Source organism: Paenibacillus sp. FSL H3-0321, assembly GCF_038002865.1.
Classification (GTDB): domain Bacteria; phylum Bacillota; class Bacilli; order Paenibacillales; family Paenibacillaceae; genus Paenibacillus_AQ.
Genome location: NZ_JBBODH010000001.1, coordinates 2596895 through 2623162, shown reverse-complemented (window position 1 = coordinate 2623162; position 26268 = coordinate 2596895). Strand labels below are relative to the sequence as shown.

18 protein-coding genes and 1 other annotated feature are annotated in these 26268 nt (G+C 52.5%); of the genes, 16 read left to right on the top strand and 2 right to left on the bottom strand.

Annotation, left to right across the window (positions count from 1 at the left end):
- Positions 1-14: 14 nt before the first annotated feature.
- Entirely contained in the window at positions 15-2174 is a 2160-nt protein-coding gene (gene bglX / locus MHI45_RS11525) for a beta-glucosidase BglX (protein ID WP_341119073.1), read from the bottom strand.
- A gap of 33 nt (positions 2175-2207) precedes the next feature.
- On the bottom strand, positions 2208-5555 hold the full coding sequence (locus tag MHI45_RS11520; protein WP_341119072.1) for a GH36-type glycosyl hydrolase domain-containing protein: 3348 nt from the start codon (positions 5553-5555) through the stop codon (positions 2208-2210).
- A gap of 398 nt (positions 5556-5953) precedes the next feature.
- Between MHI45_RS11520 and MHI45_RS11515 the strand changes: the two genes are divergently transcribed.
- The 16 genes from MHI45_RS11515 (at position 5954) to MHI45_RS11440 (ending at position 25609) form a co-directional block, all read left to right on the top strand.
- Positions 5954-6898: an ABC transporter permease gene (locus MHI45_RS11515; RefSeq protein WP_306080849.1), complete on the top strand. Its 945-nt coding sequence runs from the start codon at positions 5954-5956 to the stop codon at positions 6896-6898.
- Between the two features lie 28 nt (positions 6899-6926).
- Positions 6927-7823 (top strand): carbohydrate ABC transporter permease, encoded by an 897-nt coding sequence (locus MHI45_RS11510; RefSeq protein ID WP_038595743.1) that lies wholly within the window; start codon positions 6927-6929, stop codon positions 7821-7823.
- Positions 7824-7900: 77 nt separating this feature from the next.
- Complete coding sequence (locus MHI45_RS11505; protein WP_076114210.1) at positions 7901-9481, top strand: ABC transporter substrate-binding protein; 1581 nt, start codon at positions 7901-7903, stop codon at positions 9479-9481.
- Positions 9482-9550: 69 nt separating this feature from the next.
- Positions 9551-10573, top strand: a complete 1023-nt coding sequence (locus MHI45_RS11500) for a LacI family DNA-binding transcriptional regulator (RefSeq protein ID WP_341119071.1) — start codon at positions 9551-9553, stop codon at positions 10571-10573.
- A gap of 358 nt (positions 10574-10931) precedes the next feature.
- Positions 10932-12323, top strand: a complete 1392-nt coding sequence (gene hemA, locus MHI45_RS11495) for a glutamyl-tRNA reductase (RefSeq protein WP_341119070.1) — start codon at positions 10932-10934, stop codon at positions 12321-12323.
- Positions 12324-12328: 5 nt separating this feature from the next.
- Entirely contained in the window at positions 12329-13156 is an 828-nt protein-coding gene (gene ccsA / locus MHI45_RS11490) for a cytochrome c biogenesis protein CcsA (protein ID WP_341119069.1), read from the top strand.
- 5 nt (positions 13157-13161) lie between these two features.
- The gene (locus MHI45_RS11485) at positions 13162-13809 is read left to right on the top strand and encodes a precorrin-2 dehydrogenase/sirohydrochlorin ferrochelatase family protein (protein ID WP_341119068.1); all 648 of its coding nucleotides are present in this window, start codon (positions 13162-13164) and stop codon (positions 13807-13809) included.
- 316 nt (positions 13810-14125) lie between these two features.
- Positions 14126-15112 (top strand): hydroxymethylbilane synthase, encoded by a 987-nt coding sequence (gene hemC, locus MHI45_RS11480; protein WP_341119067.1) that lies wholly within the window; start codon positions 14126-14128, stop codon positions 15110-15112.
- A 5-nt stretch (positions 15113-15117) separates the two neighbouring features.
- Complete coding sequence (gene cobA / locus MHI45_RS11475) at positions 15118-16665, top strand: uroporphyrinogen-III C-methyltransferase (RefSeq protein ID WP_341119066.1); 1548 nt, start codon at positions 15118-15120, stop codon at positions 16663-16665.
- Between the two features lie 543 nt (positions 16666-17208).
- Positions 17209-18207, top strand: a complete 999-nt coding sequence (gene hemB / locus MHI45_RS11470) for a porphobilinogen synthase (protein WP_076114071.1) — start codon at positions 17209-17211, stop codon at positions 18205-18207.
- Between the two features lie 32 nt (positions 18208-18239).
- Positions 18240-19541 (top strand): glutamate-1-semialdehyde 2,1-aminomutase, encoded by a 1302-nt coding sequence (gene hemL / locus MHI45_RS11465; RefSeq protein ID WP_038595727.1) that lies wholly within the window; start codon positions 18240-18242, stop codon positions 19539-19541.
- Positions 19541-20485, top strand: coding sequence for an RluA family pseudouridine synthase (locus MHI45_RS11460; RefSeq protein ID WP_076114070.1), 945 nt, complete (start codon positions 19541-19543; stop codon positions 20483-20485). The genes hemL and MHI45_RS11460 overlap by 1 nt, the downstream gene beginning before the upstream one ends.
- A 345-nt stretch (positions 20486-20830) precedes the next feature.
- On the top strand, positions 20831-21277 hold the full coding sequence (locus MHI45_RS11455) for a hypothetical protein (RefSeq protein ID WP_076114069.1): 447 nt from the start codon (positions 20831-20833) through the stop codon (positions 21275-21277).
- A 165-nt stretch (positions 21278-21442) separates the two neighbouring features.
- Positions 21443-22294: a KPN_02809 family neutral zinc metallopeptidase gene (ypfJ, locus tag MHI45_RS11450; protein WP_076114068.1), complete on the top strand. Its 852-nt coding sequence runs from the start codon at positions 21443-21445 to the stop codon at positions 22292-22294.
- Positions 22295-22630: 336 nt separating this feature from the next.
- The gene (locus MHI45_RS11445; protein ID WP_052092266.1) at positions 22631-24052 is read left to right on the top strand and encodes a glycosyltransferase family 4 protein; all 1422 of its coding nucleotides are present in this window, start codon (positions 22631-22633) and stop codon (positions 24050-24052) included.
- 138 nt (positions 24053-24190) lie between these two features.
- A complete protein-coding gene (locus MHI45_RS11440) occupies positions 24191-25609 on the top strand; it encodes a LysM peptidoglycan-binding domain-containing protein (protein WP_076114067.1) in 1419 nt (472 codons plus the stop codon).
- A 219-nt stretch (positions 25610-25828) separates the two neighbouring features.
- Positions 25829-26113, top strand: a binding site (T-box leader).
- The last annotated feature ends 155 nt before the right edge of the window (positions 26114-26268 follow it).

Sequence of the window (26268 nt, the reverse complement as noted above, 5' to 3'; positions counted from 1 at the left end):
CCTCTCTGGCCAAATCAGTCGATATGGATACGCCGGGTGAAATGATCTCCTGAATTTCGGCCGATCATAATATCAAATTCGCCAGGCTCGAAGACAAGCTGATCGTCCTTGCCATAGAACATTAACATGTCTCTGGTGATTTCGAAGGAAACCACCTGCTTCTCATGCGCTGCCAATGAAAGCTGCCGGAAACCCTTAAGCTCTTTGATCGGACGCACAACGCTTGCGCTGACATCGTGAATATAGAGCTGAACGGTTTCTTTACCTTCGATGTCCGAGGTATTCTCTACCTCAATAGAGGCTACAAGCTTGTCAGCGGCTTCAACCTTGAAGCTGCTGTAAGCAAAATCAGAATAGCTCAGGCCATAGCCGAAGCAGAAGAGCGGGTCATTGGGGCAGTCTAAATACCGGGTTACATAACGTACTTGCGGATACATGGGATCATAGGGACGTCCTGTTGAATAAGCATTGTAATAAACCGGAATCTGGCCCACAGTGTAGGGGAAGCTCATGGATAAACGCCCGGAAGGATTGTAGTCCCCGAACAGTACATCTGCCAGTGAGTTCCCTGACTCCGAGCCGAGGAACCAGGCTTGGAGCAAAGCATCGCTGGCATCCAGCACAGGCTTCAGCTCCAGTGGCCGGCCGCTGAATACAATGGTCACTATCTTTTTGCCGGTGTCCTTCAGGCGCCAGATCAGCTTCTCCTGATTAGGAGACAGGCGCAGGTTGGTTTTGCTGCCGCCTTCTCCGGTATCCTGCTGGTTCTCGCCCACTGCAGCAAGGATCACATCGCAATCCTTCAAGCGGTGAAACGCTTCTTCTATCCCGTCCTCTACATCAAATACACCCTCCAGCATACTCCCCAGCTCGCCGGTCATTGCCGTAAGGATATCCCCGGCTGAGGTTTTTAGGGAAAGTCCTGTGTAGAGCGAGACCGCCGGATCCTTTTCCGTTCCGGCCCAGCCGCCCAGTACATGTATGGAAGTGGCGAAAGGACCGGCCAAACCGATTTTCATCCCCCGCTTGAGCGGTAAAGCTTCATTCTCATTTTTTAGCAGCACGACCGAGCTTGCGCCAAGCTCGCGTGCGGTCTGCAGATGCTCCGCATTAGGTTCGGCTGCCTCATCCACTTGCGGATCCGCATCCTTAAACGGATTTTCAAACAAGCCCAGTGTGTCCTTAAGCTCCAGTACCCGGATAACCGCTTCGTCGATCAAAGCGACATCAAGCCGGCCTTGTTCAATCAGGTCTGCGGCATGATGGAGATAGTGGGTGGACATCATCTCGATATCAAGACCGGCAGCCAGACTTTTCTCTGCGGCTTCGCGGCCATCCACTGCAGCGCCGTGGGGGATCAGCTCATTGACGGAATTGAAGTCAGCGATGGTAACACCATTGAATCCCCATTCTTCCCGCAGAATCCCGCGCAGAAGCTGTTCATTTCCGGTTGCCGGAATACGGTCTACCGTATTGAATGCGGCCATTACCATAGCTACACCGGCATCGACCGCTGCTTTGTAAGCAGGCAGATAGAATTCACGCAATACACCGGAGGACATATCGACCGTATTGTATTCCCGGCCGCCTTCAGGCGCACCATAGCCGGCGAAATGCTTGACACAGGCGGCTATGCGTCCTTTTTCCTTCAGGTCTTTGCCCTGATAGCCGCGCACCATGCTTTCGGTGACGCGGGCATTCAGATAAGGGTCCTCACCGGATGTTTCCATGACACGGCCCCAGCGGGGATCGCGGACGAGATCGGTCATCGGCGAGAAAGTGACATGAATCCCGGCAGCCGCGCTTTCTTTGGCAGCGAGCTCGGCAAAGCGTTCACAGGCTTCCAGATCGAAGCTGCAGCCCAGCGCCAGAGGAATGGGCAGAATGGTCCGGTAGCCGTGGATGACATCCGCCATAAAGAGCAGCGGAATCTTCTGGCGGCTTTTTTGCATATGGCGGGTCTGCATTTCGATGGCATTCCGGGCTCCAACACCGTTCAGAACGCTTCCGATATTCTCAATGGCATGTGGCTTAATTTTGAGCTCCTTGAACGGACCTGTCAAATCAACGGTATCGTCCAGGCCCCAATAGTAAGGACCAAGTTGGGTTAATTGGGCCAGTTTTTCGTCCAGTGTCATTTCATTCACAAGCTCTTGGATAAACGGTTTAGTCATGGCAGACTCCTTCTTCATCGAGCGCATTGAAAGTTATTGGGATAAATAGATATGCAGTTCTTCGTCAGGCAGCGCAAGCACAGTGCTTGCAGGAATGCTAAGCGCACCCGGGCGATACGGATTGGGCAGGATTTGGCCGGCAACGGCATTGCCCTCCGAACGCAGTTCCGGTGTGCTGGTGGAACCCGATCCGATATGATAAACAAATTGTAAGGTGCGGCCGAAGCATTGATAAGTGAAGCGCAGACCGTCCAGGCTGGCCGGAAGAACCGGATCAATAATCAGGCTGTCTGCCGTGAAGCGGATTCCCAGAATGCCCGAGATGAGCTGATTCAGGTAAATGCCGGGTCCGCTGGAATATAGCCGCCAGCCGCCTTTCACTTGGACGCTGCCGGTGCGCAGCTGATCGAAATTCTTGTGATAGCTGTAGCGGTCCGGGAAATCTCCGTCCGAGCTGCTGAAATACATATTGCTCTGGCGGATTTTCGCATTGGGCACGCTCTCACGGATATTGATCGGATTGATTTGGAACAGCCCTTCCCAGGCACGCTCGGCATCTCCGAGTTTAGCTGCCGCCTCAAGATAACGAATATGGGCATGCACGTATTGCAGGCTGATTTCACGGCCGACATTGGCGGCCTGCTCGGCACGCCGGAAAATGGTGCTTACGCCGCCTTCATAGCGGGCAGGGCGGTCCATCAGGCGTACGCCATCCGGACATTTGAGATGCTCATCAATCAGGCGCAGATTCATATCCGCTTGTGCAGGGTCCACCAGTTCGGCAATGATGCTGCGTGTCATCGGCAGCAGGCGATACTGTATTCCGGTATTTTGGTCCAGCGGATGCAGCATGTATTCGATGGTTTCGGCATCTTTGAAGTAAGCGAAGCCGGCAATAACCTCATCTTTAATGAGCAACGTCTGGAAAGAGACCTTCATCCGTTCTGCCATTTCAGCAAGCGACCTTGAGAACTCAGGGTCGAATGCAGTGACCTGCGACAGATTCCGGATGACCTGGAATGCCAAAGCAACGGTCCAGGCGCTGACCAGCTTGGTCTTCAGCGCTTCATCGGCAGGCTGCAGGGTATCATCCCAGTCACCGCCGGCATAGGAGATAAGGGCTGTTCCAGGCAGGAAGCGCTTGCAGATGGTGTCCACGGCTGCCTTGACATGCTCCAGCACGGATTCCGACTCCCGGGTAGGCAGGGCATCTGCCAGATAGTGATAGACTACCTCTTCTTGGAAAATAGAGCTGTCCCCGGTAGCCATTACATAGTCGGCAATGCATTTAAGCGGCCAAAGCACGACATCGCCATGCCATTCAGGGGATTGGACAGGGTGCTGGTCGAACATAAACCATTGCGGCCACTCCCGGCTCTCCCACAGCTGGTGGGCAAAAATCTCCAAAAGAACATTTCTGGCCAATTCATAATGCTGGGTCATCAGGAAATATTCCATCGGCCCCTGACATACATCCCGCGTGCCCCATGCGGCTCCGCCTGGCTGTTCAAGTCCGTGCGGCACAATAAAATGGACCATTGCATTATGCGTATACCACCATGCGGTTTCGTTCAATTTATCAATCTGCACCTGTTCGGCACCCTCGATCTGTAAGCAGAAACGGGAACTGAACGCTTCGTAGAATTCTCTGTACAATGTTACTTCAGCTTCAAAGCTGTAAGGAGCCAGCGGTAAACTTTCCTTGTCCTCCAGCCTTCCTTGCATGACTAGCTGGAAGCTTGAGGACTGCTCTACGGAAAGGGTAAGCAGCGTACCGTTGCGCGGCTTGCCGTCTTCAAAGAATATCCGGTCGTCACTGAAATTGAAAGCGGTATCAGGTAATTGAATGTCATAATGCAGGCCGGGATAAGGATGGTTCCGCCAAGCGTCCTCATCTGATTGAACGCGGATAATTCCGTCTGCAGCGCTGACTCTCACCGGATGCTGGAATTCATGCTCGCCTATAACCAGCTGGTTGGTAATCAGGTAATCGTAGGATTTTCCGAGCTTTGATTGTACCTGAAGCACAATATCCGGTTGATTGGCGGCAGCAAAGGTGGTGATCGTTAACGTATCATCCTCCAGCTTGTAATGCCATTTGGCAAAATTTACACCCATCTCATAAGCGGCTGGCAGCGTAAGAATCCGGTAGACGCCATCCTGGCGGATATAAATGCGCTGTCCTGTGTTCTTGAGAATATTGAGCAGGCCGCGCGGCGTGGAGAGAAGCTTATGGAAAGAAGTATTACCCGCCACCGTCTGACCGTTGAAAATACCGTACATATAATTGGTGGACGTAATCAGCTTGTTGTTGACCTGTGTGTCATCCATCAGGGTGGTAATGATATGTCCGTGCGGGCGTTCAACGAGCAGTTCCTTGGGCTGCAGCACGACATGGACGTGGTCATTAGTAAAGAAGGACAACAGTTTACCATCCTCGTATTCTTCGAGCTTCCGCTCAGGGAAAGCGGCATCAATCTCGGCTTGTGACCACTGCGGAGAGACATAAGGACCCCCGATTTCAGTACTGAGCGTGACTGTTTCTCCCTCTTGTACAGCGTCGCTCAGGTTCCAGTCTATGGAGGCATAAGCTTCCTGCAGCCGGGACCCAAACTCAAGAGACGTTACTGCGGCGGGATGAGTCTGGCGGAACAGGCCGTAGAAGGCAAAATCAACGGTTCCAGCCAGCTTCATTTGCTCTGTTTGCAGACCGGTATAGGCCAGCTCATATTGAACATTTTGGTTCGGAAGTCCGCTTTCCAGTACTTGAGGAACATCCAGGGCTTTATAAGACAAGCCGAAAAACTGCGTGCCATCCGTTGAATAGCCGACGGCTTTGGTTTGAAGCACACCTTGCTGCAGATAGGGGAAAGCTGTGCCCTGAGGCTGGTTTTGGCGCGAGCATGCGGCGTAACCGTTAGGCCCCTCCCAAATGCTGTGATCCAGGTACTGGCTCATATACAGCTCATTGGACAGCACGCCGCCTTTTTCAGCGACACCGAGATCCTGTCCATAAATGACATCAACCGTTTCCCCGTTTCCGGAGAGCTGGATATGCCAGAACCAGATGCCATCAGCGGCAGGAGAGAATGTAACACGGTAATCAATAGCCTCTATCCGGCCTTGGTAAATAAGTCTTTCGTGATTGTACAATAGTTTGGAGCGGGAGCGGATTCCCAGCAAGGGATAGCTTTCAATGCCTTGTGCTGTATGCACGCGAAGATAAATATTATTGGCCGAACCATCCATAGAATTGCCCTGGAACTGATTGATGAGGAATGGCCCATTGGAGAATTCGAAGATGTCGCCTGTTGGCAAGAACGTGTACTTGGATTCATCGACTGTAAAGGTAATCATGTTGGATTGTGGTCTGAAAATCATAAGAACCCTCGCTTTCCACTACATGGATAGGACATGAAATTGAACGGATAGGGGAGTTCAAATCAAATGTCATCAAGGGCATGCATTTTCACCAAAAAAGATAATAGAAACGTTTCCATGTTAGGTATACCTCGATATTAGTCTCGTGGCTAAAAAATGTCAATCATCTTTGAAATAATTATTGTTTCGAAACATTTAGGACCGTATATATAATTAATGTACTTGAAATTCGAAAAAAAATTCAATTGACAGCGCATACATTTTAAGAGTATGCTCTTCGCAAGGGGAGTTCCAAAAAAATGATGGAAACGTTTCTATACCTTTCAGCAAACCTTTTATCGTGATTGAGAGGCGTCTGAATTTATTCCATTGGTGTGAATGCATCGTTCAAATTGGAGGTGGGCCTATTGGCAAGAATTATGCGAACTGGTGGAAATATCGGCCGGGAATTGATGAAGAACAAAGTTCTTTTCCTTATGCTGCTGCCCGTGCTTCTGTATTTCCTGATCTTCCACTATGCGGTAATGCCTGGAGCTTATGTCGCATTTGTGGATTACAAACTTAACAAGGGGATCTTCGGAAGCCATTTTATCGGCCTGAAGAACTTCGAATTCCTGGTTCAAAATGGTGATCTCTGGAATATCACCAAAAATACCCTGCTGTACAATGTGGCTTTCCTTGTCTTGGGGAATATCATTCAAATTGTGTTTGCCATTATGCTGTCGGAGATAACGGGGAAATGGTTCAAGAAGATCTCCCAGTCGGTGATTCTCCTCCCGAACTTTATTTCAATGGTTATCGTGGGGGTATTTGCCTACAACCTATTCAATTTTAACTCCGGTTTTATCAATACGATGTTGGCCGGCGCCGGGCTGGACCGCCACGAGTTCTACTCCGATGCAGGCATTTGGAAATACATTATCGTCGCCTTCAAAATCTGGGCCAGCACCGGATACGGCATGATTATCTATCTGGCAGCCATAACTGGGATCAACCATGATTTGTATGAAGCTGCTTATATGGACGGCGCTACTACCTGGCAACGGATCCGCTACATGACCTTGCCGATTCTGAAGCCAACCTTTATTCTGCTTCTGCTGTTCGGAATGGGCGGGATTCTCAAAGGCTCCTTTGACCTGTTCTATAATCTGATCGGGACGAATTCCGTGCTGTATCCGCAGACGGATATCATTGATACGTATGTCTTCCGTTCATTGGTGGGGCAATTCAACTTCTCCATGGGAGCCGCTGTTGGCTTCTACCAATCCTTGTTCGGGCTGATTCTGGTGCTTGTGGTGAACTTTATTGTGCGCAAGGTCGAGCCTGACAGCGCATTATTCTAAGATTCAGAAAGAAACAGGGGTGATGATAATGGAAAAGAAAGCAGTCAAACAAGATGTCGGCAGTATCTTCATTAAAGCCATCAGCTATTTGTGCATCACAATCTTTGCGCTGATTTGTTTATTTCCTTTTGCGCTGATGATCACTTCCTCATTTATGAACGAGCAGGAAATTGTCCGCGAAGGCTACAAGCTGCTGCCCAAAGAATTTTCCTTCAAGTCTTATGAGTTGCTGCTTAACAACTCTACAAATCTCATCAATGCTTATCAGGTAACTATTTTTATCACTGTAGTGGGTACGGTGCTTGGACTGTTTATGATGTCGATGGCCGGCTTTGTGCTCAACCGCAAGGATTTCAAGTACCGCAATTTCTTCTCCTTCCTGATTTACTTTACGACGCTCTTCAGCGGCGGCTTGATTCCAACGTATATCCTGATGGTCAAGCATCTTCATATGAAGGATAACTTGTTCGCCATGATCCTGCCGGCTGTGGTCGGCGCCTGGTCGATCTTCCTGATGCGCAATTTCATGAAGGCGATTCCGGATTCCTTATATGAATCCGCTACCATTGACGGTGCCGGCGATTTCCGCATCTACTGGCGGATTTTTATTCCCTTGGCGGTTCCATCCTTGGCCACCATTGGACTGTTCTCGGCGCTGGGCTTTTGGAATGAGTGGTACAACGGGATGTTGTATATGGATAGCCCGACTAAATATCCGTTGCAATACTTTTTGCAGCGAATGGTTAATCAGACCAACCTTGGGACTATGATCAACTCGGGGGCAGTGATTAATTCAGCCGATCTTCCTACGCAATCTATCAAGATGGCTACAGCTGTTCTGGCCACAGGGCCAATTATTCTCCTCTATCCGTTTGTGCAGCGTTATTTTGTAACAGGGCTTACCGTCGGGGCAGTAAAGGGTTAATGGACGTGTTCTCTTAAGAGAGGCGTTTATTATAAATGAAGAATTCATAAACAGACAAGAAAAGGGAGGCTTACCTGATGAAAGGTAAAAAAATCGCGTCTTCTTTAATGGCAGTCCTCATGCTTGCCGGGGTATTGACAGCCTGCACGTCCAAGAACAACAACAATGAGTCAAGCACTTCTCCAACGGATTCCGGAAAGTCGGAAACTACTGCAAATACGGGTGGAGTGGACACTTCCAAGGAAGCCAAGCTGACGTACTACCTGTGGGGCAGTGAAGGGGTTAACAACAAGGCGATCCTTGGCGAGATCAACAAGAAGCTCAAGGCAGATCTGAATGCAAGCATTGAAGTGAAGTACATTGACTGGCCGGATACGGCTACCAAGTACCCGTTATTATTTGCTTCCGGTGAAAATTTTGATATGTCCCACGCCTCTCCCGGAGCACCAGTTTCCTATTTTACATTAGCCAGTGAAGGCGCACTCGTGGACATCACGGAGATGCTGGACAAGGTTGCTCCCAAGCTGAAGGCGGAAATTCCTGCAACTGTCTGGGAGAATACGAAGTACAAAGGCAAAATTTATGGAGTTCCGAGTCTTTACAGTGAATACACACCTACCGGTTTTGCTTATCGTTCTGATCTGCTGAAGAAATACGGAATGGAAAAAATCAGCTCAATAGATGATATGGTGAAGTATATGGATAATGTTGTTGCTAACGAATCCTTCACGCCGATCAACGGCAAGGCTGAAGATGCGCAGAATATGTTCAGAATGCTGGTCGATACCACGGATATGTGGCTTAACGCCCCTGGTATTTCTCTAAATGAACTGAATCTGGTAACCAAGAGTCCGGAGGACTTCAAAACCGTCTTCCATCCGGCCTACACCCAGGAATTTGAAGACTGGGCTGTGAAAATGCGTGAATGGGCGGATAAAGGATATTGGGGTAAAGATGTGCTGTCCGCAACCATGGGCGGGAAAGAGAACTTTAGAGCGGGAAACTCTGCAGGTTATTTGACTCATGCCCAAGACTGGATCGGCCAGTATGGAGCGGATATCAAGGCACAACCTGAATCAGATCCTTACTTCTTCACTTTCGCTGAAGCCAACAAGAAAATCAAACGTAAGATGGGCGTGGACAACTCGACCGTAATCAGCACAAATTCGGCTAATCCGGAACGCGCACTGATGGTGATTGAGAAGTTTATGACCGATGAGAGCTATTACAACCTTATTCAATACGGGATTGAAGGCAAGCAATATGTCATTGAAGACGGCATCAAGAAATTCCCTCCAGGCTACAATGAAAAAACGGATGCTGGCGGCTTCTCGGCCTGGTCACTCAGAAATGACAAGTTCGTTGTTCCGAGTGATACCGAAAACCCTATCCGCAACTCCTTGTTCGCTGAATGGGATAAAGTGGCGATCGATGATCCGTACAACGGATTCAGCTTCGATCCGTCGAATGTGACTACAGAAATCGCTTCAATCTCCAACGTGAATTCACAGCTTGGTATCCAGCTGATGCTTGGCAAAACTAGCCAGGAACCTAAAAAAGCAGTTGCAGAATACCGCGAACAGTTGAAAAAAGCAGGAATTGACAAGGTCATTGCCGAAGTACAGAAACAATTAGCAGAATTTGTTCCTGTCAACTAAAGGAATGCTATAAGGCGTAAGGGAGCTATAATTACTTATAGCTCCTTTACCCATAGATGGGGGAGTACAGTGGACGTAAATATTAAGGATATCGCGCGGATTTCCGGTGTCGGCATCTCAACAGTCTCGCGGGTAATCAACAACAAAGGGCTGGTGAGCAAGGCGACAAGAGAGAAGGTTCTGAGTGTGGTCAGGGAATATAATTATGTTCCCAATTCCAACGCGCGGAATTTGAAAACCACGGAATCCAAGAACATTGCACTTATGGTCAAGGGGATTACCAATCCTTTCTTTTCCAATATGATCAAAGAAATTGAACGGCAGGTTAATTTGCGGGGTTACCCGTTTCTCATTCAACAGGTGGAGGATGGAACGGATGAAATCAAAGCGGCCATTCAGCTGGTGAAGGAAAAGAATCTCTGCGGGATTATCTTTATGGGCGGAACGTATAATCATTCCGAAGAAAAGTTCAAACAGCTGACGATTCCTTTTGTGCTGACGACGATTACCTCAACCCAGAAGGTGGACCCCTCCGTATTTTCCAGTGTGATCATTGATGAATTGAAGGAAGCCTATAAGGCGACCAATTACTTAATCTCACTCGGGCATACGAATATCGGGTTTCTGGCTAAGTCCCCTTTATTGGACGAAACCACAGGCAACCGCCGGCACTTGGGCTACAAAAAAGCACTGGAAGAGCATAATCTGCCTTACGATGCTCAAATGGTCGAGGATTGTGAATACAGTCCCAGCTCCGGATTTAATGCCGCGCGTAGACTGTTCAACAAGAATAAGGGAGTTACGGCTATTTTTGCAGCCTCCGACACCATTGCGATTGGTGCGGCCAAAGCTGTGCTTACCGCCGGATTGTCTATTCCGGGCGACATCTCGATCCTTGGCTTTGATGGTATTGAGATGGCTGAGTATTATCATCCCTCTCTGGATACAATCAGCCAACCGGGCACGGAAATGGCATTATCAAGTGTGGGCGTTCTCTTTGACCTCATCTCGGGGCAGTCAAACAACCAGCATATTGTCTACGATGCGGTATTGCTCAAACGCGGCTCTTGCCGGATGATCAAGGATTATTAGGGTGAGTTCGCGGCGGAGAAGCTGTCACAGTCATTCCGCAAGTCTGATGCGGAATATGGAATATCTCAGAGATTGTTGTTAAAGGAGCAGGTTAAGCGCTGCTCCTTTTTGCTATAAAAAAACATTATAATTATTCTGAAAAAAACCCATCATAAACGATAGCACTTCTCCGGGGTTTTATTTATAATAATTATTATCTGGATGTCATAAATAGTTCAAAGGTTTTGTAAAAAGCCCTATTTCCTTGTGATATACTTAACACAGCGATTTCGGATGTTGTGTATGACATACCTTTAAATATGGATAAACAGTGATAGTGCCTACACCACTGATTAGAGACTAGGATGGTGAACAAGCGATGCATATTGTCGTCGTTGGCCTGAATTACCGTACGGCTCCCGTAGAGGTGAGAGAGCAGTTCGCTTTTGCGGAGAAGGATCTGCCTGCGGCGCTCCATGAACTGATGCAGACCAAGAGCGTTCTGGAGGGGGTTGTCGTCGCCACCTGTAACCGGACGGAAATTTATGTGGTCGTGGACCGCCTTCATATGTGCGGATACTTCATCCGCAGCTTTATGGAGCAGTGGTTCAATGTAAAGAGTGAACAATTTGCACAGCATATGTATATATATGAAGATGAGCAGGCTATTGCCCATTTGTTCCGTGTGACCTGCGGTTTAGATTCCATGGTGATTGGTGAGACGCAGATCCTGGGACAGGTGCGCAATTCTTTTTTGACTGCCCAAGCAGAAGGCGTGACCGGTACATGGTTCAACCAGCTGTTCAAGCAGGCTGTGACGCTTGGCAAGCGGGCGCATAGTGAAACTTCGATCGGCGAAAGCGCGGTTTCGGTCAGCTATGCGGCGGTGGAGCTGGGCAAGCGTATTTTCGGCATGTTCACCGGCAAAAGAGTGCTGATTCTCGGCGCCGGCAAAATGAGCGAGCTTACGGTGAAGCATCTGTACAGCAGCGGTGCGGCAGAGGTTATTGTTGCCAACCGCACGTTGTCGCGGGCGATAGAGCTGGCTGAGAAGTTCTCGGGCAAGCCGAGCACGATTGACGAGGCTTTGAAGCATCTCGATGAAGTCGATATTGTCATCAGCTCTACTGGCGCTGACGGTTTTGTGCTGACAGCGGATCAGGTGGCTGCCGGCATGAAGCGCCGTCCTTCACGGCCGCTGTTCATGATTGATATTGCCGTTCCGCGTGATATTGATCCGGCGGCGGCAAGTGTGCCGGATGTGTTCCTGTATGACATTGATGATCTGGAAGGCATCGTCGAGAGCAATCTGGAGATGCGCCGCAGTGAAGCGGCCAAGATCGAGGTCATGATCGCAGAAGAGATGGAGGAATTCCAGGTCTGGCTGAAGACGCTTGGCGTCAGACCGGTCATCCGCGCGCTTCAGGACAAATCGAACGGGATTTATGAAGAAACTATGGATAGTCTGTTCAACAAGCTGCCCGAGCTGGACGAGCACCAGCGCAAGGTGATCCGCCGCCTGACGAAAAGTATTGTGAACCAGATGATGCATGATCCGATCAATGTGATTAAGGAACTGTCCGGCGGCAAGCAGGGTAGTGAGGCACTTGATTATTTCACGCAAATCTTTGCCCTTCAGGAGCAGCTGGGAACCGATCCGGACGGCGGCAGCCCTGCACCGGTTGAGCGGACTGACAAAGAACGTTCTTCAAGCATCGACTTCAACGTGCCTAAGACGGTGTTTGCTCCGGCAGGCCTGCTGGGCGGGTGAAGAACATGCAACTGCTGAACGGAATATATGATACCGCTCTGCTGCTATATGCCCTGAGCCTGCTGTTTATTTTCTCGGATTGCCTTCGGCGTAATCCGGGCGGGAAGCGGCTAGGCACGGGGCTTCTTGTCGTTGTGGGACTGTTGCAGTCTGCCGGGCTTGCGATCCGTTTCTCCCAGGAGGGAGGACTGCCTATTTTCACCCCTTATGATTTCCTGTTCTGGTTCTCATTCAGTATCGTGCTGACTTCACTTGCGGTGGCGTACACGCGCGGAGGTGAATTCACCATCCTGCTGCTCAGCGGAGCGGGCTTCAGTGTGTTCCTGCTGAACCGGGTATGGCTGACGGCTGCGGATCATGGCCTGGAGAGCTGGAGTGCGGTGCACGGATGGCTGGCAATGCACATTATTTTAGCTAATTTGAGCTTTGGCGCACTGACACTGGGTGCGGTATTTGCGATAATGTATCTGTTCCTGCACAGTAAGCTGAAGAGCAAGAAATGGGATGACCGCGTCCGGCGTCTGCCTAGTCTGGAAACGATGGACAAATATTCGTATACATCAATCCTTGCCGGGGTTCCCCTGCTGAGCGTATCGCTTGTATTGGCGGGCATGTCCATTATCGCAGAGGGGCGGACCCCGCTGTTCCAGGATCCCAAGGTGCTGACTACACTTGTCGGGCTTGGGATTTACTTAACCTATATCTTGCTGAAGCGGTCCGGCCGAAGAAGCGGGACGGTTATGGCCCGCTGGGCGATTTCGGGATATGGCTTCATTATCCTGAATTTTCTGCTGAATTCATGGTCTGATTTCCACGGCTGGGGCGGGAAGTGATGAACATGATGAATTATTTTCCGGTCATGCTGGATTTGCAGGATCAACGGGTAGTGGTGATCGGCGGCGGGGCCGTTGCCGAGCGCAAAGTAGGTCCGCTGCTGGAAGCGGGAGCGGCGGTGACAGTTGTAAGCCCCTCGCTAACGGAGAGGCTTAGCGAATTTGCAGAGAAGGGCATGCTAATCTGGATTAGCCGCCCTTATGCTCCCGGGGATCTTGAGGGGGCCTTCCTGGTCTATGCCGCCAGCAGTGATCTGGCGGTTAATGAAGCAGCCGCACGCGAGGCCAAGGCTTTGGGCCTTCCGGTGAATGTGGCCAGCCATGCCGAGTCGGGGAATTTCATTACTCCCGGCGTGTTTCGCCGGGGGCGTCTGACGGTGGCCGTATCGACCTCGGGCGCTGGTCCTGGTGTGGCTGCGAAGATTACGGAGCAGGTTGCGGAGATGCTGGGCGAGGAATACGAGCCGTACCTGGATTTTTTGCATGCGCTGCGGGTAGAGATCAAGCGGCAGGAGCCTTCAGCGGCGGTCCGTGCCCGGCTTCTGCGCAAGCTGGCCCATCTGGACGTGTTGGATGAGATCAGACAGGGTACTTTTAAAGAGTGGAGCCCGGAGACGGTTCAGGTCTGGATTGCCGCTAACCGTGAGGCGTAGGTATGTTGAAGATCCGCGAACGTTGGGCTGACTGCTGAAGAAGGCACGAGTTGCTGGTAGAAGTGAAAAACTTGCCAGAATGTTGCGGGAGTATCCATTGGTGGCCGAATCCGGGGAAACGCCGGGTAAATGACCGGAATGTGGCTGAACCAAGCCTTGCAGATGCAGTTGTAAAGAGCGGCTCACGGGTAGATTCCGCTGATCTTGGGGCAAATGCGAAAACGTGAAGGAACGGCAGGCATGCCGCTGATTGTATAAGAGTAGTATGATTGTGAGAGCAGCAAGGCACATGCAGGTTACCGGGAGGAATGTAAATATGCGCAAGATTATTGTAGGCAGCAGACAAAGTGCGCTCGCGCTGACACAGACGGGGCATGTCATCGCCGATTTGGAGCGTCTGAGTGAGCAGCACGGCTTCGGCTTCACCTTTGAAGTGCACCGGATTGTCACCAAAGGCGACCGGATTCTGGACGTCACCTTGTCCAAAGTAGGCGGCAAAGGGTTGTTCGTAAAGGAAATTGAGCAGGCCATGCTGGCCAAAGAGATCGATATGGCTGTACATAGTATGAAGGATATGCCCTCTGAACTGCCGGAAGGGCTGATTAACGGTGCAGTGCCGCGACGGGTTGATCCGCGCGACTGCCTAATCGCCACCGGAGCAGCTAGTCTGGATGAGCTGCCGCAGGGTGCGTGTGTCGGTACCAGCAGCCTGCGCCGTTCCAGCCAGCTTGCCGCACTGCGGCCTGATCTGGACATCCAGCCGGTGCGCGGCAACATTGACTCACGGCTGAAGAAGCTGGAGAGCGGCGAATTCGACGCGATCCTGCTGGCGGCTGCGGGCCTCTCGCGTATGGGCTGGGAGGACCGGGTAACCGCATATCTGCCGCCGGAGGTCTGCCTGCCTGCTGTAGGGCAGGGAGCACTCGGCATCGAATGCCGGGAGGATGATGCCGAGCTGCGGAAGCTGCTGGCACTTTATAATGATGAGCATACGGCCCTTACAGTGGCGGCGGAACGGACGTTTCTTGGCGCACTGAACGGCGGCTGCCAGGTGCCGATTGGCGCTTTTGCGGTACTGGGAGCAGAAGACAATGGAACTGAAGCTAATGCATTAGCGGGATCTGCTGCACCGGATTCTACCTGCCGGGTCATCACATTGACCGGCATGGTGGGAACGCCGGATGGCTCAGTGATCCTGAAGGAAACCTGCACCGGGGAAGATCCGGTTCAGCTTGGCGAAGAGGTCGCCAGGAAGCTTATTGCCCGGGGAGCGGAGAAGATTTTGGCGGATGTAAGGGGATGATGGAGATGAAGGGGAAAGTCTATCTTGTAGGTGCAGGTCCAGGGGACGCCAAGCTGATTACGGTGAAAGGCCTGGAGTGCATCCAGAAGGCGGATGTGCTGGTATACGACCGGCTGGCCAGCCCGAGGTTGCTGAAACATATGAAGTCCGGCGGAGAAAAAATATACGTAGGCAAGCTGCCTGACCGCCATACAATGAAGCAGGAGGAAATCAATCAGCTGCTCGTCGATTTGGCGCTTGAGGGAAAGACGGTCGTACGGCTGAAGGGCGGAGACCCGACGATTTTTGGCCGTGTGGGTGAAGAAGCGGAGCTGCTGCGCAGACATGGCATTTATTATGAGATCGTGCCGGGCATTACCTCGGCGATCAGCGTGCCGGCATATGCCGGCATTCCGGTGACTCACCGGGATTATGCTTCCTCGCTCTCGATTATTACCGGACATGAAAGTCCAGATAAGCTGGATCATTCCATTCATTGGGATAAGGTGACGAATGCTACTGGAACACTGGTGTTTCTGATGGGCGTTGCCAAAATCGGTTATATCAGCGCCCAGCTGATCAAACACGGGCGGTCGCCGGAAACGCCGGTCGCGCTTGTCCGCTGGGGTACACGCGCGGATCAGGAGACACTGATCGGGACACTCACCGACATTGAGGCGAAGGTAAAGGCGGCGGATTTCCAGCCGCCTGCCGTCATCGTCGTCGGCGACGTGGTGCTGCAGCGCCAGCAGCTGATGTGGGTAGAAGCGCTGCCGCTGTTCGGCAAGCGCATTGTGGTTACACGGGCCCGCAGCCAGGCCAGCGAGCTGGTGGACCGGATCGAGGAACTGGGCGGCGAGCCGTACGAGTTCCCGGTCATTGAGACGGTCATGCCGGAAGGCGCAGAGAAGAAGGCCAAGATTGCAGATGCGCTCGGCGCGTTATCCGCATACGACTGGGTCTTCTTCACGAGCGCGAACGGCGTGGAGTTTTTTTGGCGTCACCTGGCGGAGCTCAAGGTGGACATCCGGGGCCTGCACCGCGCGCGCATCGGCGCGGTGGGACCGGCCACAGCCGCGGCGCTGGCCCAGCGCGGGCTGGTGGCCGAGGAGCTGCCTGGAGTCTTCCAGGCAGAGGGGCTGATCGAAGCCTTCGGCTCCAGGCTGCTGCCTGGGCAGAAGGTGCTGCTGCCACGCGGCGACCTCGCGCGCGAGTGGCTGCCGGACAAGCTGAGGGAGCTGGGGCTGGAAGTGACCGAAGTGGACACCTACGAGACGGTGGTCACCGGCGAGGATGACATCGAGCTGCTTAAGCTGCTGGAGGAGAAGCGGATTCACGCGGTTACCTTCACCAGCTCTTCGACAGTGCGCAACTTCATCAGCATCCTGAAGCGGATGGGGCTTGAAGATCCGCTTCCGCTGCTGGCGGGCGTGAAGATTGCCTGCATCGGCCCCGTGACCGAAAAGACCGCCGTAGAAGCCGGTCTGACCCCGGGATTGCTCCCTGACGAGGCGACGATCGAGGGATTGGTACAGGAGTTGTGCCGCTGGAATGAAGGAACGCGGCTGCGATAATCATTTAATGGCTGACGGACGAGTAGGGAAATCTAACTTAGCTGCACTTTGTACAGCTAAAATAGACTTAAATCCCTCATAAGGATGGTTAGTTGTATTCTGTACAGCTAAATTTGCCCATTTAAGCGGAAATTCGCTATTTCGGTGATTTTAGTTGTATGAAGTACAGTTAGGCGGCAAAACAGCGGGCATATTGTGAAATTAGTTGCAGAGAATGCAGTTAGCGCAATCTGTCTGAGTTTGTCTGAGTTTGCTGGGTTGCTTAGTTGCTTAGTTGCTTAGTTGCTTAGTTGCTTGGTTAGCTTAGTTAGCTTCTGAGTTTGCTTGGTTAGCTGGGTTAGCTTAGTTTGCTTAGTTTGCTTGGTTTACCCTTTGTTTGCCTGTATTTATCTGAGTTACTCTGAGTTCACCTCAGTCCGACCGAGTTCGTCTGTGACCGTATGAATGCCCCTTCCCGGGTCTCATTCAGTTCACAGCAGGGCTATTGTTCAATAGATCACTTAACGTATGTGTTTATATATCTACTATACAGGAGGATGTCCAATGAGTTTTCCAATTACACGGCACCGCCGTCTGCGCGGGACAGCCGGAATTCGCGGAATGGTGCGTGAGACGATATTAAATACGCTGGATTTCATCCAGCCGATTTTTGTTACCTATGGAACAGGTGTGAAGAATGAGATCGGCTCCATGCCGGGTGTGTATCATTTCTCGCTCGACATGCTGAAGGCCGAAGTGGATGAGATTGCTGCACTGGGCATTCCTGCTGTGCTGCTGTTTGGCATTCCTGAGACCAAGGATGCGATCGGTTCATCTGGTTTTGCAGATGACGGCATCGTGCAGGAAGCTACGCGGCTGATCAAGCAGTGGTATCCTGAGCTGCTGGTCGTTGCCGATACCTGCCTTTGTGAATTCACCGATCACGGCCACTGCGGGATGGTTCATACCCATACAGTAGATGGTGTCGTACACGGCGATGTCATCAACGATGCTTCGCTTGAGCTGCTGACCCGTACAGCAGTATCGCAGGCCAAGGCCGGGGCGGACATTATCGCACCTTCCAACATGATGGATGGTTTCGTGCAGGCGATCCGCACCGGACTGGATGAGAATGGCTTCGAGCATGTGCCGATTATGTCCTATTCGGTAAAATATGCTTCGGCCTTCTACGGCCCGTTCCGTGAAGCCGCTGACTCTGCTCCGCAGTTCGGCAACCGCAAAACCTACCAGATGGACCCGGCCAATCTGCGGGAAGCGATCCGCGAAGCGGATTCGGATGTGCTGGAAGGTGCGGATATGCTGATGGTGAAACCGGCGCTGGCTTATCTAGATGTCATCCGGACCATCCGCGACCAGTTCGATCTGCCGCTGGTTGCCTACAATGTGAGCGGAGAATACTCCATGGTCAAAGCGGCGGCGCTGCAGGGCTGGATCGACGAGCAGGCGGTAGTACTGGAAATGTTGACCGGCATGAAGCGTGCAGGAGCGGATATTATCATTACCTATTTTGCCAAGGATGCGGCACGCTGGCTACAGGGCTAAGCTAATCAAGAATCGAACAGGAGTGAGGAACCATGGGTAATGTGCCATTGGCGCGCCGGGAAGAAGCTTCCCGTGCAGCTTTTGAAGAAGCGAAGCAGTATATTCCCGGCGGGGTGAACAGCCCGGTGCGGGCGTTCAAATCCGTAGGATTGACACCGGTTTATGTGGATCATGGCGCGGGTTCGCGCATTTACGATATCGACGGCAACAGCTTCATCGACTACGTCTGCTCGTGGGGACCGCTCATTATGGGGCATGCTCACCCAGAGGTCGTAAAGGCATTGCAGGAGACGGCGGTAAAAGGGACAAGCTTTGGCGCGCCTACGCTGCTGGAGACGGAAATGGCCAAAACAGTGGTGGAACGTGTCCCTTCGGTGGATATCGTGCGGATGGTCAACTCCGGTACGGAAGCTACTATGAGTGCGATCCGATTGGCCCGGGGAACTACCGGACGCAGCAAAATCCTCAAGTTTGAGGGCTCGTACCACGGTCATGCGGACAGCCTGCTGATCAAAGCCGGCTCCGGCGTAGCCACACTTGGTTTGCCGGATAGCCCTGGCGTGCCTGAAGGCGTAGCGGTCAACACGATCACTGTGCCGTACAATGACCTGGAAGGGGTCAAAATCGCTTTTGAACGCTATGGCAGTGAGATTGCCGCGATTATTGTAGAACCGATTGCCGGGAATATGGGCGTTGTGCCGCCGCTTCCGGGCTTCCTTGAAGGCTTGCGCAAGGTGACGACGGGTTACGGAGCACTGCTGATTTTTGATGAGGTCATGACGGGCTTCCGCGTGAACCGCAGCTGTGCTCAGGGACTGTTCGGCATTGAACCGGATCTGACCTGCTTCGGCAAAGTAATCGGCGGCGGTCTCCCGGTAGGCGCTTATGGCGGCAAAAGAGAGATTATGGAACAGATCGCTCCATCCGGCCCGATCTACCAGGCGGGTACGCTCAGCGGCAATCCGCTGGCGATGGCTTCCGGTCTCAGCACGCTGAAGCTGCTGACGCCAGAGGTGTACGACCGCCTGGAGACACTCGGCGCACGTCTGGAAGCAGGTCTTAAGCGGAATAGCGCCGAGACCGGCATTCCGCTGACGATTAACCGTGTGGGCTCCATGGTCTGCCCGTTTTTTACCGAAGGTCCGGTAATCAACTTCGAAACGGCCAAAACCAGTAACCTGGATATGTTCCGCAGCTACTTCGCCAAGATGCTGGATCAGGGCATCAGTGTTCCGCCATCGCAGTTCGAAGGAATGTTCGTATCCGCTGTACACAGCGAGCAGGATATCGATGATACTATCGAAGCTCACTTGAACGCCCTGAAGTCACTGTGATGTCCGGAGCAGATAATGTATCGGTCCAGGGCGGCGGCGCCTGGACCCGGCGCGGCGAATGGCTGGAAGCCATGCCCGGCCGGGTCGTTACCGGAGCAGCTGATCCGCAGGCTGCAGTAGACCGCTGGCTGCTGGAGACGGCCGGGATGCCGGTGAAACTCCATGCCCGGCTGCGCCGCGAAGGCGGCATCCAGTGGAAGGGCGACCGGCTGCGGCTGGCGCTTTTTCCTTATCGGGAAGCGGGCATTGAGCCGGTGTGGCAGGAGCTTGAAGTGCTGTATGAGGACGACTTTTGCCTTGTTGTCCATAAGCCTGCGGGTATGGCGGTTCACCCGGACGGCAGCGGGTCAGATACAACGCTGGATCATGTTGTTGCAGCGCATTATGCCGCTTCCGGCGGTGGCGTCGCCGTGCGGCATATACACCGGTTGGACAAGGATACCACGGGTCCTGTGCTCTATGCGAAGAATGAATATGCGCAGCTTGTACTCGATGAAGACATGCGCGAGAAGGTGATATCGCGGCGGTACGCCGCGATTGTGGAGGGCGTCGTCCCGCCTGCGCTCAAGGTGATCGACGCCCCGATTGGCCGCGACCGCCATCATGCGGCGCGCAGGCGTGTTTCGCCCGGCGGACAATCCGCGGTAACGTTAATCCTTGGACGCGAGGTGCTGCAAGGCGGCACTTCGCTTAAGGTGCAGCTGGAAACCGGACGCACGCATCAGATCCGCGTTCACCTCAGCCATATGGGTCATCCGCTGTACGGGGATGAGCTGTATGGCGGGCCGCGCTGGGGTTTGACAGGCAGCAGCCGTCAGGCTCTGCACGGTGAGGTGCTGGCTTTCAGCCATCCCTGGAGCAAGGAGAGGCTGGAAATAGCCGATCCATGGCCGGAGGATATGCTGCGGCTGCGGGAGGAACTGGACGGCGGGACAATAGGCTGAAATTAGTCTGTTGGAGTTGCCTAGCGACTAAATGATCTAAAGACAATCAAATTTTATAATGCAACTATAAAGAGACCCGAGGCTGAAGGGGCTGTACCTGTTTGTGAGACAGGATGCAGTCCCGACTCCCACCTTGGCGTCTTTTTTTGTTGTTGGAAAATTAACAATCACAAATGTGAACAAGTCGCAAACTTGATGATGCGAATCCGCGCATTCCTTCAAATACCTCCGATTCGCGGAAAGCTGGGTGTCGCCCCCTTCAAGCGCCAGCCGTGCTAAATATTTTGCGGGATGATACATTTCTGCGTCTCGGTTCGTCTTTCTAATAAAGGAGATGGACAGCAGATGAAATGGAACAGAATCTCTGTAACGATAGCCGTCTTCGATGCGGTTTTAATAATTGCCTTGAGTATTACTGCAGCTACTGTCGGTCCGGATGTTGTGAAACTGATTCAGCAATTTGGCAGTTTTACTGTGACCGTAGACAATCAATCCGATTACGATCTGTTTTCCGTAGAAACTGGGGTCCTTACGAGCGATTCCACTGGCCAGATCATTGAGAGCAGTTCCAAGGAAAGCTTCGAGCAAGGGATTTCCAGTGGAACAAAGGTGAAGATCAGTCCTGAGCTAAGCCTTTCCGGCGAAGGCGGAATTTATCTCAAGTATACCGATCCAAGAGATGAGTCCTCTCCGAAGACGGTCGGGATATGTTCGTATACCGAGTCCTTATCGGGACATTCCAAGGTCATCATTACAAATGACGATGTAAGTGTTGCAGAAAATTGCAGCTAAATTAGTGTTGCCGCCGTGTTCTTACTTTCTTGTCCCCCCCCATTTCCCGCCCGCCCAGCAAGTGGAAGTGCCAATCTGCCGTTTTTGGGTATAACACTAATAAGATATATACCCTTACGGAATGCAGCTTGGCACATTAACGATCCTACGACTGGGGGCATAGCTATGAAATGGCAGGGAAGAAGAGGCAGTTCGAATGTGGAGGACCGCAGAGGCAGAAGCGGGGGCGGCGGGAAGGTCATTGGCGGCGGGATCGGCGGAATTATTCTTGTCGTGATTGTAACACTGCTCAGCGGGGGCAATGCCGGGGATATATTAGCGAACCTGACATCCAGCGGTACCAATTCTTCAGCTCCTTATGAGCAGACAGCTGAGGAGCAGGAGCTTTCCGAATTTGTATCCGTGGTTCTTGCCGACACCGAGGAGGTGTGGGGTGAGATTTTTAAGCAGCAGGGAATGACCTATGAGGATCCGACGCTTGTAATGTACAGCGGCAGTGTGGATTCTGCCTGCGGAACGGCCACTTCGGCAGTAGGGCCGTTTTATTGTCCCGGGGACGCCAAGCTGTATATTGATCTGAGTTTCTATGATGAGCTGCAGCAGCGCTTCCAGGCGCCGGGCGATTTCGCGATGGCTTATGTCATTGCCCACGAGGTGGGCCATCATGTACAGACCCTGCTGGGCACGTCGAAGCAGCTGAATTCGCTTCGCCAGAGTCTGAGCGAGAAGGAATTCAATAAATATCAGGTCCGGTTCGAGCTGCAGGCCGATTATCTGGCCGGAGTCTGGGCCAATCACGCCCAGGGCATGAACCTGCTGGAAGAAGGCGATCTGGAGGAGGCTCTGACGGCGGCGAGTGCGGTCGGCGATGACACGATCCAGAAGCAGGCACAAGGATATGCGGTGCCGGACAGCTTCACCCACGGGTCTTCGGAGCAGCGGAAACGCTGGTTCTACAAAGGTTTTAACTCCGGTACCATTGAAGGCGGAGATACTTTTAACGCTGCCCAGCTATAGAATATGAGAGGGCAAAGTGTCAGCCGCTCAACCCGGAGAACCATCCATCCCCCTGTGCGGGAGCGAGCTAAGCCAAGTATAAATAAGCCTGCAGACAGAGCCGTTACGGCCTCGTCTACAGGCTTTTATTCTTTGGAGGAAAGCCGTTTCCTTCCGGGCTTTTTGGATTTCAGCAGCTGGTCGGCAGACCTACTTCTATTAACGGGCAGGTGCTTTTTTTCATAGAAAGAGACTGTTGCCCATGCCTTATAGCCAGCGCTGGTCATATAATACTTTGTTAACGCGGAGCAGGCTGCTCCTCATGAAATGAATTCTACAAGCCGGGGAGAGGGGTTCATGAAAATACTGCTGGTCACCTACTGGGGACTCACTAATATGGGCGGAATCTGGACGTATATGAAACAGCTCTCAGACAAGCTGAGCGAGCAGGGGCATTCTGTTACGCTGATGGGAAGCCATGTAGAGAGCAATACGTTATATTTGCTGAACAAGGAGAGCTATTTTGATAAAAATGCATACTATAACACGCTGCTGCCTTATCTCGATCCTCAGCGGTTTCCGCATCTGTACCTGGAGCATGGCATCTTCAGTTTTGAAATTGGCCGTTATGTGTTTGAGGCGGGAGCGTCTGTGCTCGGCCTGGAGGACTATGATCTCATCCACACCCAGGATCCCATCTCCACTTACGCGCTGCGGCGGGTGATGAAAAATCGGGTGCCGCTGGTGTCCAGCATTCACGGGGCATTGGCCCGGGAGTCGTATTACGAGTATAAGGGGATTGAACCGGAGCTTACGAAGGAGAAATATGAGAGCCGGCCGATTTGGAGCTATTTCCGCCGGATTGAGCAGCTTGGCGCACATGCCGCCGATCTGATCCTGGTCTCTTCAAAATGGATCGGTCAACTGGTGAATGAGCTCGGCGTCACTCCGGAGCGGATTCATACGCTGCCTTACGGGATCAACCTGGAGCAGTACAATGACAAGGCGGCATTGCCTTCCCCGGTACAGCTTGGCGGGGGACATAAAGTTATTATGTACGCCGGCCGTTTCGAGTACATCAAGGGCGTGCATGTGTTGATCGGCGCACTGGGTCTGGTGCATCGCAGCCGTCAGGACTGGGTCTGCGTCTTAGCCGGGAGCGGTAGTCTCCTGGAAGAGCTGAGATCACAGGCGGCAGCGCTGGGGATTCAGGGACATCTGTTGTTTGTGGGTAATTTGGACAATATCCCGGCCACGTTGCAGCAGGCCGATATCTATGTGCAGCCCAGCCTGCAGGATACGCAGCCCTACTCGGTCACAGAAGCCCAGCTTGCCGGTATTGCACCGATTGTGGCTGGGACGACGGGGATGCCGGAAATGGTTAAGCACGGGGAAACAGGCTGGATCTTTCCTGCGGAAGATTCAGGGGGGCTGGCGGAGCTGCTGCTTCTGCTGCTAGGTGATGATGAACTGCGCGGGCGGACAGGAAACCAGGCGAGAAAATGGGCGGTCCGTTGCCGCTCGCTGGATGTCATGGCGGAAGGAACGCTTAAGGTGTACCGCAAAGCGGTGGGAAAGCAAGCCTTGTGTAGAGGGGGGACCGGAGGCGAAATGCTGGCGGTGGAAAAGGAAGCCGGAGCGATTCAGGGAGCTTTTCATCCGGCTGATTTGCTGGGCAGCGTTACCCCCGGCAATCCACTGGTACCGGTTCTGCGGAGCAGGCTGCCGCTGGATTATTCCGTTCCCGATGCCCGTATTTTTGGTTTTGACAAGCAATAAGAGACGGCCGCTCTGATGAAGTGTCCAAAGTTGTCATGCCTTTCTGATTGAAGCATATACATGAGAGGAGTAACATTTTGGGCTTATGCTCTGGGCTTGTCTCGGGGTTAGATTATGCCAAGAAGGAGGACATTTCCCGTGTTTGACCAGTCCCACGGTTTGCGGTTTGATATTTATGAACGCATCCACCTTTCGGAAGAACTTCCGGGAATCGCTGAACTGGAAGAGGTGGAGCTGATTCCGGAAATCCAGGTGATTCAGCGGGAGGACCGGGCCGAGCTGTACGGACAGCTTCTGCTCACCGGACTCTACCGGGGTGAGAATGACCGGACGGAACGTCTGGAGCATGCCATTCCTGTTGAAATCACAGTACCGCTGACCCGGGTCAGCTCACTTGAAGACATAGGGGTGGAGATCGAGAATTTCGATATCGACCTGCTTACGATGCGTACGGTCAATATAACTGGTGTACTCTCGCTGCGGGGAATCGGGGGAGCGGAGACGCAGCCCGCCTGGCAGCAGGAGGAGTACACGGCAGCTTATTCACCTGACGAGGAAAAACAGGCCACGGGGGTTAGGGTAGAGGCCAAGGAGCATGAGAACGATGCCTTGTATGAAAACTCAGTGTGGACTTATGGCGAAGGCACCGCAGAGAATTTCGCTGAGGAGCATGAGTTTGCCCACAGTGGCCCTGAAGCTGCTGTGAATCCGCTGTTTTTGGAAGGCACTGTGTTCACCCACCAGCCTGCTGCATCCCCACCGGCCCAACAGAAGGACAAGGAAGTGAAGGTGCGGACACACAGCTTTGATAGCCCGCAGGGGATATCAGCAGCCGGAACCGCGAACAACGAACCTGTTTCGGGTCACTTCTTCGGGGCACAAGGGAGAGCGGAGCAGGCCGTCCCGGCCGATGGAAATCAGGCTGGCTATACAAATCCCTTTAACAGTTCTGACATTGCCAAAGTATCAGGCACCGAAAGTTCAGGCAGCACAAAGGACATTTCGGATGCTGCCGCTGAGAATACAGCCGCGGAGGTGCATGCGTCCCATCAGGAAGAAGAGGATTTCTCTGCTCAAAATGGGGACTATGCGGCACTTTTTGCTCAGGATAGCTCCGTATCTCACGCTGATCAGGAGAACGCGGGCGAAGGCGTGATCTCTAAGGAAGCAGCACCTCCGCAGGAGGAGAAGCCGGATCTCAAGGTTGCCCTGGGAAGCAAGAGAGAAGAAGATATTCCCGCGAAGGAGCATCTTACCTTCTCTTCCCTGCTCAGCTCCAGCCGCTCCCGCAAGGAACAGGAGGAGCTTATCGCCGAGGATACAGCTGCGGCGGCGCCTGTTCCGGACTCCGGCCGTGACGGGGAATGGAAAAGCCGCTTTATCGGTGGCTTAAACGGCAAGGATCTGTTCCGTAAAGTGCGTCTCTGCATTGTCCAGCGTGAAGAAACAATCGATACTATAGCGGAGAAATATCAGCTCAGTGCAAGAGAGCTTGTCATGTACAACCGTCTTTCCGGTCAGAATGTGGAGGAAGGCCAAGTTTTGTATATCCCTTAAGAGATGCCGGCAGGCGCATCGGTGTCAGAATCCCGATCGGATGAGATCGGGATTTTTGTATTTCTGTCCTCTGAGCTGAGATTAAGGATGAACACCAGGGGTTCGAATCAGGCGAAGGAGGCTAATTTTAGAAATGGGCGGTATAAGTCCCGCAGTTTGTGTGTATGCTGGTTGACTAGGAATAGTACTAAATGTATTATTGGATTAAGTAAATTCTTAATAAAGACTGGGAACGGGAAGAGTAGGCGGTCAGCCCTTCAGAGAGCGGAACTATAAATTGCTGTGAGTTTCCGCAGGATGCAGCCACCGAAGTCGCCCCGGAGTTGCCCCTCTGAGCTTGTCTTCAGATTCATGAAGCACAGGTTAGGAAGTGGCCGGTTGCAGCCGTTATCTGCGTGAGTGTCGCGCTAAGTTTCCGGAACCTATGGGACCGGAACGGTGGTTTATTTTTTATTGGCGCGAAACAAAGGTGGTACCGCGAAAGAATGGCCTTTCGTCCTTTGAGACGAAGGGCCTTTTTGTATTTTTTTTCAGAGGTCCAGCTTCAGAGATACATCTACCAATGCTACTTAAATGGAGGGTTTAGAATGGCTGATCACAACAAAGCGGCGGCAGAGCTGCTGAAGCCGCAAGATCCGGCACAGGATGCTGCTGCCGAC

Coding starts and splice junctions, on each gene's coding strand:
- MHI45_RS11510 (WP_038595743.1), top strand. CDS start 6,927: ATGGAAAAGAAAGCAGTCAAACAAGATGTCGGCAGTATCTTCATTAAA.
- bglX (WP_341119073.1), bottom strand. CDS start 2,174: ATGACTAAACCGTTTATCCAAGAGCTTGTGAATGAAATGACACTGGAC.
- hemL (WP_038595727.1), top strand. CDS start 18,240: ATGGGTAATGTGCCATTGGCGCGCCGGGAAGAAGCTTCCCGTGCAGCT.
- MHI45_RS11445 (WP_052092266.1), top strand. CDS start 22,631: ATGAAAATACTGCTGGTCACCTACTGGGGACTCACTAATATGGGCGGA.
- ypfJ (WP_076114068.1), top strand. CDS start 21,443: ATGAAATGGCAGGGAAGAAGAGGCAGTTCGAATGTGGAGGACCGCAGA.
- hemC (WP_341119067.1), top strand. CDS start 14,126: ATGCGCAAGATTATTGTAGGCAGCAGACAAAGTGCGCTCGCGCTGACA.
- MHI45_RS11455 (WP_076114069.1), top strand. CDS start 20,831: ATGAAATGGAACAGAATCTCTGTAACGATAGCCGTCTTCGATGCGGTT.
- MHI45_RS11460 (WP_076114070.1), top strand. CDS start 19,541: ATGTCCGGAGCAGATAATGTATCGGTCCAGGGCGGCGGCGCCTGGACC.
- hemB (WP_076114071.1), top strand. CDS start 17,209: ATGAGTTTTCCAATTACACGGCACCGCCGTCTGCGCGGGACAGCCGGA.
- MHI45_RS11505 (WP_076114210.1), top strand. CDS start 7,901: ATGAAAGGTAAAAAAATCGCGTCTTCTTTAATGGCAGTCCTCATGCTT.
- ccsA (WP_341119069.1), top strand. CDS start 12,329: ATGCAACTGCTGAACGGAATATATGATACCGCTCTGCTGCTATATGCC.
- cobA (WP_341119066.1), top strand. CDS start 15,118: ATGAAGGGGAAAGTCTATCTTGTAGGTGCAGGTCCAGGGGACGCCAAG.
- MHI45_RS11485 (WP_341119068.1), top strand. CDS start 13,162: ATGATGAATTATTTTCCGGTCATGCTGGATTTGCAGGATCAACGGGTA.
- MHI45_RS11520 (WP_341119072.1), bottom strand. CDS start 5,555: ATGATTTTCAGACCACAATCCAACATGATTACCTTTACAGTCGATGAA.
- hemA (WP_341119070.1), top strand. CDS start 10,932: ATGCATATTGTCGTCGTTGGCCTGAATTACCGTACGGCTCCCGTAGAG.